We start from the raw sequence: 14,777 nt of genomic DNA, 5'->3' as shown, positions 1-14,777 counted from the left end.
TTGCTAAGCCTTACGTGCAGTCTGATTGCGTCTTTCGCTGCTTTGCTGGTCGTAAATCGCGCACCGACTTATCAAGCATGATCGCTACTTGAAATCGATCAGCGGGCAATTCCAGTCAACCGTTTCGCCGACTGAAATGTTGATCCCTTCAATCGTGCCAGAAACCGATGACGGCACCAGACTTCGACTTTCCCCGTTGTCAACTTCGGCAACGATCTGCCCCTTTTTGATGAAGTCACCAACGTTCACCATGACCTTCATCACCACCGCCGGTTTTTCATCATCGGGCCACAGCACATCATCCTGCGGTTCCTCAAGCTGTCTCGTTGGCTTGGCCGGACGCAGCCCTTCCGGTAACCGGTCATCGTCCTGCAGTGCAACGAAGCCCCATAACACTGCAGGCACCAACACACCGCCCAGTCTAGATTCAATCAGGTACAACGTTGCCATCGATGCCCACAGCACCACAATGAACTCGTTGGTATCCCAAAATTGATACCAATCTCGTTGAATTAGGATGAGCAAAACAACGGGGATCACCATCAGTGAACTCCAACTCGTCGGTTCCCAATTTCGAATGGTCAAGTAATTGCGACAGCCATCGCAGTAACCGAACGGCCAATAGAATCGCTTGAAGTCGACTTTTGTTCTGCAGATTGGACAGAGCGAACGATCCTCGCTTTCATCCGAGATGATTGGTGCAAAGGGATTTAAATCTTCATCCATCTCGGTCAATGCAGGATCGAATGTGAACAGCACAACGGTGTGCGATAGCAGTTTACCAGAGGTTCATCTCGCGCTCTTCGTCAGTCGAATGCCGGCATACTCACCCGCAAGCGTTTCATGACACCTTGCCACGAACGGATGCGTAGCAACCATTAACACGCTCACACCAGCGTAGAACCATCCACTAAGGCGAAGAATCGCCACTGAGATGCACATTTGGCTAGCAAACTTTACCAATAGCCAGAAACTACCATCTGGGGGAAAAGAAATAGCTTGATCCGGGCTCCACACACCGCTAACAAAGGGGTGTCTATACATTCATCTCTAATTTGCTGTACCGGAAGCAAGTCATGAAGCCATTTTGGTCTAATCGTTCGAATCGATCACGCCCTGCTCAACATCTAGCTGCACCCAAGCGTCGTCAAAGTCGTTTTGAGACATTCGAGAAGCGGAACCTTCTCGCCGCCGAAGTCTTTAGTGCCCCGTTCGCCTCGATCGATGAAGCGGAATCGATCGGTGGTGCCTCCAACGATACCGTTGCCCAAGCTCAAAACGTTGACGCCTCTTTTGTAACAATCGAAGGAGATCGGGTCGCAATCGAAGGCTCCCTTTCGGGCGACGCCCCGGGTACCGTCGAGCAAACGATTGATCGATTTGGTCCCGGCCTGGCCTACCCAAGCGTTCTGAACTTTGAATTCGATGTGACATCTCCGACGGGTGGAGCCACCCTTGATGTGTTCGCAATTCTGGATCTTGGTGAGTCCTACGAAAACCTTCAAGTCGCTGTGGAAGGTCAAGCTCCGGTGATCCTGTTTGATAACGATCCCATATTCTCACCCAAACCGCCGGGCTTCGGGCCAGTGCAGGGTTCCGTTTCCATCTCTGAATCGGCAATGACAGCAGCCGCAACCGATGGAAAACTCGTTGTAACGATAACGCCCAGTCGAACCGTTGACGACGTCAGCCCTTCGGAGCAACAACTTTCCTTAACGCTGACTTACGATCAGGCCCCGAGTAGTAGTGATGTCGATCATTACTCTTTTGACCTAGTCGCAGGGCAACCCGTCTCGGCAACACTTCAAGGCGTTGCAAACCAAATCGAAATTATCGACCCAATGGGTGCGTTGGTCGCAACAGGCCAGTCGAATGCTTTAGATGTCAATTCATTCCTCCTTGACTACACCCCGAGTACGTCAGGTACTTACACCGTTCGTGTCTCCGAAGGTCGAACCGGTGACTATTTGTTGCAGGTCACCAGAGATGCCAGCCTGAAAGTTGACCAGTACATTGATGGACCAACAACAGAGCTAATCGTCAACGGTGACTTCGAGACAGCAAACTTTGATGGCTGGGACATCGGTCAAGTATCGCCTGATTCCAGATTCGTGTTAAACGATGGAACTGAATTCGCACCTGGCCTCGGAAGCACACTTGCACCGATCAGCGGCACATTCGACGCGATCTCGTTGGGCACAGGGCCCGGTACGCGAACACTCTATCAAATCGTCACCGTGCCGGAAGCGTTTTCTCACGCGACACTAAGTTGGTCCGACCGCATCTACAACTTCGCGAGCCAGGGCTTTGTCGATCCAGAGCAAGAATTCAGAGTGACTCTTGAAACGGCAACTGGGCAACTGATTTCAGAAGTGTTTTCGACCAACCCAGGCGACGCCGTCGAACAGCCTGGCCCTAACGAAAGGTCATTTGACGTTAGCTCGATCCTGGCCGGCTATGCAGGACAAGAAATCCGTGTTCGGTTCGCGGAACGAGACACATTCAATTATCAACATATCGCGATTGACGATGTATCTCTAGAAGTGTTCCAAAGTGAACCAATCAAACAAAGCATTGACTCAACCCATACGGTCTGGGGATCGATGTCACCTGTTCGTCAAGTGGATGAGATAGGAGTTGCGGTCGACAACGTGGCCAAAAATGCGACGGTTTTCGATACGGCGTCGAACGAAGTCATTGGAATCGTTCCCATCCCAAGTCAAACCTTGCTGGGTGATGTTCAGATCGTCGCAGATGCAGGTCTGGCTTTCGTTACCGATTTTGGCGGACGGGTATGGGTCATCGAACTGGGTGAAACGCCTTCGCTGGGGAACAACGGCAGTGCAATCGAAGTCTCAACTGAAGCTGAAGATCTCGACCTGTCCCCCGATGGCAAATTTCTGTTGGTCAGCGATGGCAGTTTCATCTCACCTCTCTGCGTCATTGACATTGCTTCTTTGACAGAAGTGAACACCTTTGATGCGGAATCCGACCACACATCGGTTTCCGTCGGCCCCGATGGGTCTGTGATCGTCACGTCTGCGAGGAATCAAAACGTTAGAAGATTTATGCTTGATGGTAGTGGCAACCTGACGGATACAGGCGAAGTGCTTCCGTTGATCACAGTAGGACTAAACAACGCCATTGCACCTGATGGAAATTACGGAGTCGCCTTGCGATTCAATTCAATATTAAGCTACGCTATCGATGGGCTCACTCCAACGGGAATAGCGACCGTCAATAGTGGAGTCAACTTGCAGACTGCAGTGTTTAGTCCCGATGGCACACGTCTTTACCTGCGATCAGATGGCTACGAGGGTTCCGGATTCATCGATGTCTTCGAATTCAACCCCGAAAACGGAACGATTAGCCCGGTCCCGATCATGACCATTTCAGGTCTTGATAACGACTATTCCGGCGACCCACCGACACGGCAATTTGTTTACTTCGGGATGGAGCAAATGGCCATTTCCGAGGACGGCTCAAGACTTTACGTCAGCCAGATGGGTTCGGTCGATGTATACGATACGTCGAGTGGCCAGATCATCGATTCGGTCTCTCACCAATCCATGATCGCTGGGACCGGTGTTGATCTACATGCAGACATCACTTACCAAGTTGTCGATACCGATTCTTATGAATTCACCATCGACAGCATCGGCTCGGAATTCGAAATCACGACTCAATTGCCCGGTGGAGTCGATAACGAGTTTGATCCCAAAATCACCTTATTCGATCCGGCAGGCAATGTCGTCGCTAGCGACGATAACGGACTTGACGGCATCAACTCGCTGATCTCGTTCATCGCTGATGTTTCAGGCAATTATACCGTCCAAATCGAATCGGCAAACAATCTTGGCGGTGAGTACGTTCTACATGTCAATCACGCTCCCGTCCTCGATGCGATCGTGGGCTCGCAGGGTCTAGATTCGCCCGCACAAACGGGGCTGCTGACTTCTGTCACGGCCTCCTTCGCCGATCAAAACCTAGATGACACCCATACCGCAACAGTCGACTGGGGTGATGGCACAGGCGCCCAAGCTGCAACGGTCGACGGAATACGCGGCGGCGGGCAAGTGACCGGACAGCATGCTTATGCCGATGCCGGAATCTACACAGTGACGATGACCGTTACCGACGACAACGGATTGTCGGCAAGTACCACAACGACTGTCGTTGTCTCGGGCCTGACATTTGCAGACGATCAACTGGTGATCATCGGAACCCCTGGTGATGACGACATCCAACTGAAGCTGGTCGGTGGCAATAAGAACCCTACCCTTCGAGTAAAGACTGCATTCGCCGATGGGGCGGCAGGATCAGGCGTTGTTGATCTCGATCCTTCGAACTTCTCGGAGATACTGATCATCCTCGGCGCTGGAAATGACTCCGCATCGATCGCAGGAAGAGTGACCATTGACACAACGATTCTCGGCGGCAGCGGCAATGACCAGATCTCCGGCGGCGGAGGTAATGATGTCCTGCTCGGCGGCGACGGCGATGATCAGCTCCTTGGCGGCAAAGGTCTGGATGTAATCTTCGGCGGATTCGGAGTTGATCAAGTCAACGGACAGAACGACGAAGACCTTGTCAGCGGAGAAGAAATCGATGCCAATCCGATTGATGATTCAGATGCAGTGTCAGATCTGTTGACAGACCTTGCGCTTCTTCATGACATTCGAAACGCATGGACCAGTGGCGACGCCGCTGGTGCGACCGCGCTAACATTGTCAGGCCTGATCGACGACGGCGAGATCGATGATGTAAGAAGCAGGCCGCAAGACCTGTTGTTTTAAAAGCGGTCTCACCGCTTGGTAATCGAATCTGAAAAGTAAAAAGAACCGCCAAAGCAGCAATGCCTTGGCGGTTCTTCGATTATCTACCTGATCAGTCAGTTCAACTGCTGATTATCTGCGACGCCGACGAAGCAGAACGACGGATCCCAGAGTCCCGATCAGGGCGAAGCTCGACGGTTCTGGAATTGCGGTGATCGAGGCCAACGTCAGCGTATTGCCAAAATTGATGACGTCATCGAGTGCCACATTATTTGCAAGAACAAAGTTATCAACACTGGGACTGAAGTCGGCCAGTGAGAACTGAATTTGATTGCCCAAGGTTGGGCCAATCAGATCAACGGTCCCGAGCGACAGCTCGACCGTGTTGGCTGCAACTTCGACACCAGCCGTTCCGCCCGCGAAATTGAACGCGCTGAAAGTGTCGCCGTCGTTGCCCGTCGCTGGAAACTGAAAGCTGCTGTTGTAAGCCCCATTCTCGAATGATCCTGGGGTACTGGACTGCAACTCGATCGCATAGCCACGCAAACCACCGGTTCCAAGCGGACTCGTCTCGGAATTCGTTGCGGTTTCACGCAAGATGACCTCGACGCCACGAATCGTTTCATCTGGAGCGACGTTCAGCACGGCGCTACCGATGCCGTCAACACCGGCGGCACGATAGAAGACGTCATAAACAAGTTCGGCTTGAACCGAAGGGACTGCTGCGAAAAGCAGTGCGATGCAAAACAGAATTCTCATGATGTAAACCAAATCGGTTAGGGTTGTTATTGAAGTTGGGTTTTATGAACGTGACTTGAAGAAGTTCGGTGCGAAACCGTTGTCCAAGTCGTCGAAGTCGATGACGCCGTTGCCTTCACTATCAAGGCTGGCATCGAAACTTGGGCTGCCCTCGGTTGCGAAGAAGCTTGGTGCGAAGTGGTTGTCCAAGTCACTGAAGTCAACGACTCCGTCACCACTTGCGTCGCCATAGAGACGGAAGAAGTCGTCGTTGATCGAATCGGCAGCCGTCTGACCGCCGAACAAGTAGTCCGTCGCCATCGCGCTGCCACCGGAAACGACATTTGCCGCGGCGATATCAAGCTGGTAGTTGCCGTCGATCAGCGAGTTCCCGAGAACTCCCGTTCCGACGCGATTGACAACCAAGGCGTCAGCCGAATCGAAGGTCAGCACAACAATCGTCTTGCCACCGCTATGGGTCGCGTCCACGATCAGCCCGGAAACCTCTTGTGTGGAGTCAACGTTCGTCAAAGTGAAAGCGTTCTCGACTGCCGCCAAGTCGACTTCGGTATTGAACGTCACCGTGACGGATGTGATCTGGGATCGCGAAGCACCACCGTCATTGATGACAATGCCTTCGACTTCGGGGATCACCGATGCTCCGATCGAATAAACACGAAGCGAGTTACTGACTTCATTGCTGACAACCAACATTGGCGAACCGTTGGGACTGTCCGCAGCGGAGATAAACGTCAGTCCTTCGGGGCTAACGTCGTTGGTGTCGTGCAAGATTTGAGTCAGCACAACGTTGCTTGGATCGGTGATGTCAAACACGGCGGTCGCGTTGGCGCGTTCCATGCCGATGAACGCGTAGGTGCTTTCATCGATCTGTCCGATCGTGACGCCTTCCGGTTCGGTGCCCTTGTTGTCACTACGACCGTCGTCGTACAGCCCAAGAGCGTCAGTGGCTCGTGCCAGCAGGTCACCACTATCGAAGACCAAATCGCCCGTTTCATTCCAAATCGAGAATGACCGTGCGCCGTAGGAGTACAGCACGTCGAAGTCGCCATCACCGTCGGCATCGCCAAACAGATTGGTGATTTCCAATTCGCCCGCCGAGTTTGCGTCCTGCAGTGCAGCCGCAGCGGGGAACATCGTCGGATCAAGTGTGACGCTTTGGATGTCGGTTTCTTCAGCATCGCGGGCATCACCTTCGTTCGCTGTGACAAAGTAAACCGATCCGCCAGCGATATAGTTCGCGATCGCGTCGGGCTGGAACAAGCCTCGCACCGGGAAACTGCCCAACGTCAACGCGTCTGGCGAGTTATTCGTCGGGTCGATCTGAGCGTTGATTGCGGCGTGATCCTTATAGCCCAGCGGCAGGATGTCCGTCACCGTTGCTGTCGACAGATCGATGATCGCCACCGCGTTGTTCTCTTGAAGAGTCACCACGGCAACGCTTCCGTCAGGAACAACGGTGATATATTCAGGCTCGACGTCTTGCGAGACCGTGTTGCCCGAAGTCAGCTTCACCCCGGCGGCTCGCAATGCATCTTCGCTGCCATCAAAACTGGTGAAGTCCGCGGTCTGAACCGTTGCGGTCGCGACACCAGTCGAAAGGTCAACGATGCTGACCGATCCGGCCGGATCGACGATTGGATCGCCACCGGGCTCGCCTTCATTGGCGACCAACAACGTCATGCCATCTGGCGTGAAGGTCACCATGTCGGGCAACGCACCAACCTGGACGCTTCCCAGGAACAAACCGTCGACAGCACTGTAAAAGAACACATGGCCGTCGGCCTGTTCGTCAGCCCCCGGAACAGCAGCCGCGACGATCCCGGCAACACTGACGGCGACGCTAGTGATCGCGTCGTCGCTGGCACCATCGGCAGTCGGTGCTAGCGTGCTTAGCAACACTGGGCTAGCAGGGTTTGACAAGTCGACAATTTGCAAACCAGAACCCGACGTCACAAACAGACGCTGACTGGCTGGATCAAAGGCAGAGATTTCCGCTCCGCTAAGTCCAGAATCGATGCCGCCAACCGGTGCAAACGAAGTCGCTCCATTAGGCGTTGCCGACAGAGCTTGGAAGCCCGTGCCGTTTCCGCGAATGGCGAATGTGAACACGCCATCGATCACACCGTCGGTGCTAAGCTCGATCGTCGCGTCGTGGATCCCTTGCTTCGTCGCATCGAATGTCACGTCGAAGGAGACACTGCCTCCAGGAATGATCGTGAACACAGGCGTGACACCGAAGCCGAATGCGGACGCTTCGTCACCGGTGATCGATGCCCCGGTGATGTTCAACGGAACCGTTCCGGGGTTGTCCACGGTGAAGGTCTTTGTTGCCGTACCGCCTGAAACTTCGACGCTTCCGAAGTCAGTACCCGCCAGCGGCGAAACGAAGATTTCACCATCGTCGATCGCTTCGGAATTCGATCCGGTCACGGTAATTTGTGGTGATTCAACAACCGTGTAGACCACTTCCAACTGTGGGCGGTACAGGATTTCACTGGATTCGGAAGTTTCGAATCCCCATCCATCTGTTCCGTTTTCCCAAGGCTCAAACAACCAACCGTTGTTGTCTCGCTGACCGCTAACCCAAAGTTGCAAATCGTTGGTCACGTCCCAATCTTGGAAACCGGCTTGAGCGTTGGGATCCCGGTTCGCATTCCCGGCGAACGCGGTGTACTCATCGGCGGCTTCGACACCGTCGATGCTGACACCATTGCCAAGGCTGTTGTAGGTATCGGTGTCCTGCCACCCGGTCAGCATTGGGTAGAAACGAGCACCGTCTCCTTGCGAATTATTCGCGATGCTGGCGGTACGCAGTCGAGCCGAGATGACTTTGGCACCGGCAGGGATCTGCCCGGCAGCTTCACCTATGATGTCATCAAAACGGATGAGGCCACGGCCTTGTGATCCGTCGTAGTCGATGAACAAGCCACCGTCCTGTGAATAGTCTTGGTCCGGATTGACGCTGCTGATCAACGTATCCGAGGTTCCCATGTAGTCATTCACACCGTCGCGGAAGGTAGCGACTTGCGTGCCCGCTGGGACCCATTCGATCTCCAAACGAGGTCCGGTTGTGGGGTCGCCATTCTCGCTGCTGCGGATCGCCCAACCGTCGGTGCGGTTGGTCCAACCGTCCATGACCCAACCGTTGTTCGCTTCACCCGCAGCCCAAGCTCGAACGTCGGGCAGAACGCTAACGAAATGTTCGCCGGTGCCTGTCGCACCGCCACCTTCGGAGGTTCCGATTTGTGACTGCGCCGCGCCGACCACTTCGCCGCTGTCGGTTTGGATGCCGCCACCAAACGCATCCCAAGTTGCGGTTGCCGCATCAAACGGAAATGCCAAGCGGAAGAACTGGCCACCGTCGCCGGTGTTGTCGGTATAGACGACAAGGTTTGCAGACGTGATGATCGCGTCACTGGGGATTTGACCAGGACCGTCACCGAACATGTCGGCAAACTGCAACAGGACCTGTGCGGCGTTTCCGCCGGAGTCAAAGTCGACCAGCATGTCGCCTTCGGGAGCCGACACAAGAGTCGGGTTGTTTTCTCGGATTTGAGCATCCGAAACTCCCGTGTAGATGCCATATCCCGCATCAACGCTTTGCTGCAGCGATCGTCGATAAACCAAGCCAAGCTCGACTTCTTTGATCTGCGTTTCGCTTGCCATGCCGTTGCCATCGACAAAGCTGATTTGCACGTTTCGCAATCCGCCGGTCAGCCCTGGTTCGGTCGCTTCGAACGTTACCGCACGCAAAACAGCTTCAACGGATGCTTCGTCGGCGTCGGAATTGAAGGTGATCGTCAAAGCCGAGCTGCCCGATCCGGCAACAAAGCTTGCGACAACCGTTCCGCCAAAGGTCACGTCGGTCCCACTGACGCCGACTTGGCCGGCATCGGTCCCTTCGTTACGAATGGCCAGTTGGTCCGAAGGCAGTTGCCCGGCAACCAATTCGAATGTCGCGACAGCACCGTCGGCAAACAGATCGCCGATCGGGGTGACGCTAAGCATCCCATCGATGCCAACCGGCAGGTCACCGATACCGTAGTAAGAAGCACCCGCAGAACTTGCGACTGCAGGAGCCTCACCGTAGCCAGCGATGTTGATCGTCACCGTTGCGGTTGACGAACCACCAAAACCATCGGTCATGGTGTAGCTAAACGTATCGACGGCGGTGTCGCCGGTGTAAAGCTCGGCAACAGCAGTCGATGGCGTGTAGGTGATTGTGCCATCAGCGTTGATCGCAACGGTCGATCCCAATGCGGTCGTTGCGTCGACTGATTCGACTGACAACAAACCGGGAACCGGGCGTGCGGCTGGCTGCTGCAGACCATCAAAGGGAATGAAGGCGAAACTAAAGGGCTGATTCTGACGGCCCAAGTTTGGCATGTCATGAGATCGGATGATGAAGTTGCCTTCGCCATCGTCACCATAGCTCAAGAAGTTATCTTCGATTTCGCCATCATCTTGGTTGGTCAAAACCAACATTCCGGTTTCAGGCGTTTGGCCTGGGATCGACAATTTCCATTCGAAGCCACCACCATCGACATCTTGGCGTTCAACGGTGTATTCACCAACGGTTCGCGTAACGGTGTTTGGCCCCTCGACGAACGGATCGATCGTTCCGGCGACCAGGTTCTGTGCATTGCGCGGAACGAAGACGAAGGAGAACCCGCCGTCTTCACCATCGCCAAAGTCTTGAGTGTTGTCGCGAACCGCGATTGCGTATCGGCTGGTCCCTGGAATCGCTTGAACGGATGCGACGTTGTCAGCATTCTCGTTGCCGATCACGAACAAGAAGCCGTCCATCGCTGCATCGGTGACGCCGGGGATAGATACTTCGTAGCGCCCAGCATCGGACTTGGAGATGTCGATCGACGAAACACCGTTGCCGCTCGTCAGCATTCCGCTGGCATCGACATGTCCGCCAACCCAGTTGTCAGCGAACGAGAAGTAGGCCACCGAAACGTTGGCGTTCGCGGCACCGTCAGCGCCGAATTGTTGTAGGGCTAGTGATGTCCCGCCAAATCCATTTGCGAAAGCTTGAACCAACCGATAGCTGGTGTTCGGGCTATCGAAGTTCTCACGAATCGTGGCGAGGACGACACCCTGGGTCGGGTCAATCGATGCATCGTTGCTGTGCAGAACTTCAACAATGCTGTTGCCAAAGTCACCGATAACGATCGAATTGTCGCCGGTCCCCGTCTGGGCGACCGTCCAGATGCCTGATTCGTCAACAGCTAAATTTGCCGAAGGGATTCCCGAGGGCGTCCCCAACAAGGCCTCAACATCAGGATCAACATCGTTACCCAAGACTGACAAACGAATGCCGTCGATGTCTTGCTCGTTGACATTGATCACATCCTCGTAAGCCGTCGGCGTTTGGTTTTCACCTTGCACGGTGATTGTCACCGTGGCAACCGAAGTCGATCCGCGTCCATCTTCGATGGTGTAGGTGAAGGTATCTTCGACAGATTCACCATTTCCGAGCCCTGTGATCGCCGCACTTGCATTGGTCGGGTCGTAGCTAAACGAACCACCGTCTAGCGAAATAGTCGCGCCAAGTGCACTGGTCGTTTGGTACGAAGTGACCGCAAAATCCAGTCCATTGAATCGCTCAAGCGGCGAATCATAGGGCAGGAAGATAAACTGGAAGTCGCCAGCATCACCGGGCAAGTTGTAGGTCCCCGATTGACGCAAGTCGACGCGGAAACCGTTGCCGCTTGGTGTGGCAAATACAGCTTGGCTTGATGGGACGTTCGTCAAACCTCCGTTGATATCGGCATATTCCGTAGCGCTCGAAACCGCAATCAGAACACCGTCTTCGGGTGTGTAGCCGTTGACTTGAACCAGCGGTGCGCCGCTCAGATCGGTTCCGACTGAAACGTCACCGAATGATTGGGTCATGAAGTATGACCCTTCCTGGAACTGTGCATTCCCTCCGATCAACCCGTTGGTTCCAGCGGGAATATAGACAAAGCTGATCGGAGCATTCTTAAAGCCGGTCGCGTCGTCATCGCTGTCCAACTGACGGACCAACCATCGATTGTCAAAACCAGGAAGCACCGAAACGATGTTGTCATCGTTGCTGCCTCCCATGGCGAATAACATGCCATCGTAGGGGCTATTCGCTTCCGGAATGGTGACTTCGAACAAGCCAGGTTGAACCAGACGGATGTTGTCTTGTGAAACACCAACGCCACCGATCAAGCTGCCGTCCGCAGCGATATGACCCGATGTCCAACCTTCTGCAAACGGGAAAAATGCCGCGTTCACAGGCGTAGTTCGCTCACCACCACCGATGCCCACACCCGTTGCGAAGCCATAGCTTCCAAACGCGGCATAGGTTTCGACCGTTGAATATGGCGTGGTGTTGTCAGCAACCGTTCCCAGCAAAACACCGTCACTTAGGAACAGGTCTTCGCCCCCACGCCCGATCGCAACATCGCCAAGGTTTGCGGCACTTTGAATCGTCAGATCGTTCGGTGAAGCCGTCGTCCCGGCAACTCCCCAGACGGTGTTGGAATCACCGGTTGCTTCAACATTGCCTGAGATTGCAGCGGCCGATACCGAGTAGATCGTTGTATCGGGGTGATAATCGTTGCCCAACACGTCGATCGAAACCGCAGTCATCTTGTCAGTGACCGCACCGGTGTCATCAACCGCGACAACACCGTCGTTTTGTGGCACGACCGAGACACCGAAGCTGACCGAAACCGATTCGCCGGCAAGGTCAGTTGCTGTCACTGTAACCACGCTATAACCGAACTGGTTAGCCGATGGCGTGATCATCGCGTCAGTGCCGGAGATCTGCCCGGACAGCAATCCGCTCAGTCCGGTATCGATCGAATAGGTCAGCGTATCGCCGCTATCAACATCCGCGAACAGTGCGGTCAGGTCGACTGCCGTCGCAGCAGCGTCTTCATTGATGACCAGATCGGCGGGTGTTGCCAAAACTTCGGGTGCGTCGTTAACGCCAACCCAGTTCACGGTGACGGTCCCGAGTGCAGAATCGACTCCATCGGTTGCTTCATAGACGAAGGTATCCGAATCGGTCTGACCAGCTCCGAGAGCTCGAATGGACGCACCGGTTTGATAATCGATCGTCCCGTCGGCGTTGATTGCCAGAGGCAGGCCCTTGGACGAAAGGTTGTTACTGAGACTGCCCGCATCGGTACCGACAGATGTGACTGTCAGCGTGTTTGTTGGGCTAAGCGTGTTTTCAAACGGGATAAAGAAGAATACGAAATCCGTATTCAGTGGCGTTTCCGCGTTGCTGTTCCACGCAAACTGGCGAATCAGGATGTCACCCGATCCGTCGCCCGCGTCGTCGTAGCTGAAATATGCATTGACTGGAACTTCATTGGTCAGATCGTAGGCTTCGGCAATGATGACGCCTGATGTCACATCATGACCGGGAACGCTGACGCGCCAAAAGCCATCGGTTTCGCGTTGGATCGAAAAGTCGCCAAACGATTGACGCATGGGGCTGACACCGTCAAAGCCTCCGTTGACCACACCACCGATCAGACCTTGGGCACTGCGTGGGATATACAACAGGTTGATGTCGTCTTCTTCGCCACCATTGATTTCGGCCGCATTGTCGCGATGTGCGATCGACCATTTCCCACCATCAATTGGACGTGTGCGGGTGTAGTTGTCTTCGTTGTCCGCACCGACAGAGAACAAGAACCCTTCGTTGTAGCTATCGGTAACACCGGGAACGGTTGCTTCAAAACGTCCGTTTCCTGCGACGCTGACGACGGTCGGGGCAGTGGCCGTCGCGCTCGGTTGCGCGACAAGACCGCCGCCGCTGTCATAAGTTCCGCCAACCCAACCGGCATCGTAAGGGAAATAGGCGTTGGAAACGGGAACAGAGATCTCACCGTTGTTTTCCGGTGCCGCTCCCATCGCGATCCATGAATCCCCACCACCTTCACTGGCGTATTGGACGACACCAAGGTTCGCTCCCGTCGCATCGACGGCCGTGTTGTCTCGCAGCATGGGCAAAGCCATACCGAACGAGGAATCGAGACGCGTGTCGAGGTCGTTTGCGTTGGCTTGGTCGTCCGCATCGACATACAAATCCAAGTCACCGCGGTTTCCCGCACCACCGAAAACGGCGCCAGCGATCAAAGAACGCTGCGGAACCCCAGGCTGGCCCGGACGATCCGGAATGAACCAATCCGTTGCGTTAACACCCGGATCATAAGCAACACGATCAAAGTCCGCTTGGAATGCAGAAACAGTTTGGACTTCGCTTCCAGAAGTGTCGTTCGTCAAAACGTTGATCGAGCTATCCGCGGACAAGGTCAACGCGTCATCGAGTACGTTTGCGGCTAGCAGTTGACGAGCTTCGAGCGATTGAATGTTAAGTTTTTTCGTTTGGCTTCGGCGCTTTCTTTTGCCGATACGTTGAACGTTCTTTAGAAGAGCTGATCTTCTTGAATTGGTTTTCTTCACCGGTGTCGTTCCGTTTTGTTCTGTTTGCGTTCGAACCAACATGTTGAACAGACACAGCCGGGTAACATCAGTGGCGTCGTCTGTAACAATCGCGCGGAAGTCTAACGGCGACATATTCGCTCTCAACACCAGAACATGCATCTTCATCAAAGGCACACAGGCGCTTACATCAATCTTGCCCGAACCTTAAAGAACACGGCCGTTGATGACATCGTGCCACAGCCACATTGGCAACGAACACATAGCCAATCGTTTGGGCGTGTACGCACTACATAAGAAACGCTTTCAATACTGATGCGTGTGTATTCATAAACATTTGCTCGCGCTGTGAAACCACGACCATGGAACAGCACTTTCCATGTGTACGCACGATATCCTGCACACACAGTCGCAAATGCGAAAGCATTGTCATATAAACGCAAAGGGCAAAGCATTGCGATCCGTTGACCACTGTCAACTGCAGCCAGTTACACTGGCTTGTCACCAAGACGGTTTCTTCACAAACCAATGTGGCTTGGCATTGCAAAGCACGACCACTTTGGAACACACCCTTCCCCCTCCTTCACCGTGCGCACACATACGATTCTTATTCGCTTCGCGCGTTAACAGCGCTATGGTGCTGATCGCTTTCTTACGGTGTGTTTAAGCGAGCACTTCATCGGGATAGTGAATATCAAGTTAATTCGTTGCGAACTCGGTTTCATTCTTCTTGAGCAACGATAACGTGTCGGCCAACTTTGAAAGGCATGGCGAATCTGAATTGGATGTCAATGAAACACCAAC

At 54.1% G+C, this 14,777-nt stretch carries 4 protein-coding genes; 1 reads left to right on the top strand and 3 read right to left on the bottom strand.

Going from position 1 to position 14,777, the window contains the following annotated elements; genetic code table 11:
- Positions 1-84: 84 nt before the first annotated feature.
- Entirely contained in the window at positions 85-759 is a 675-nt protein-coding gene (locus tag LOC67_RS02585; RefSeq protein WP_230260949.1) for an acetyl-CoA carboxylase biotin carboxyl carrier protein subunit, read from the bottom strand.
- A gap of 317 nt (positions 760-1,076) precedes the next feature.
- Here LOC67_RS02585 and LOC67_RS02580 point away from each other — a divergent pair, with 317 nt between their 5' ends.
- Positions 1,077-4,796, top strand: a complete 3,720-nt coding sequence (locus LOC67_RS02580) for a PKD domain-containing protein (RefSeq protein ID WP_230260948.1) — start codon at positions 1,077-1,079, stop codon at positions 4,794-4,796.
- A 111-nt stretch (positions 4,797-4,907) separates the two neighbouring features.
- Here the strand turns inward: LOC67_RS02580 and LOC67_RS02575 are convergent, their stop codons facing one another.
- Both LOC67_RS02575 and LOC67_RS02570 read right to left on the bottom strand, forming a co-directional pair.
- Positions 4,908-5,534, bottom strand: a complete 627-nt coding sequence (locus LOC67_RS02575) for a PEP-CTERM sorting domain-containing protein (RefSeq protein ID WP_230260947.1) — start codon at positions 5,532-5,534, stop codon at positions 4,908-4,910.
- Positions 5,535-5,576: 42 nt separating this feature from the next.
- Positions 5,577-14,108: a choice-of-anchor I family protein gene (locus tag LOC67_RS02570; RefSeq protein WP_230260946.1), complete on the bottom strand. Its 8,532-nt coding sequence runs from the start codon at positions 14,106-14,108 to the stop codon at positions 5,577-5,579.
- Positions 14,109-14,777 lie beyond the last annotated feature (669 nt).

It is taken from the genome of Stieleria sp. JC731 (assembly GCF_020966635.1).
GTDB lineage: Bacteria > Planctomycetota > Planctomycetia > Pirellulales > Pirellulaceae > Stieleria.
This window is presented reverse-complemented; position numbering and strand designations above follow the sequence as displayed.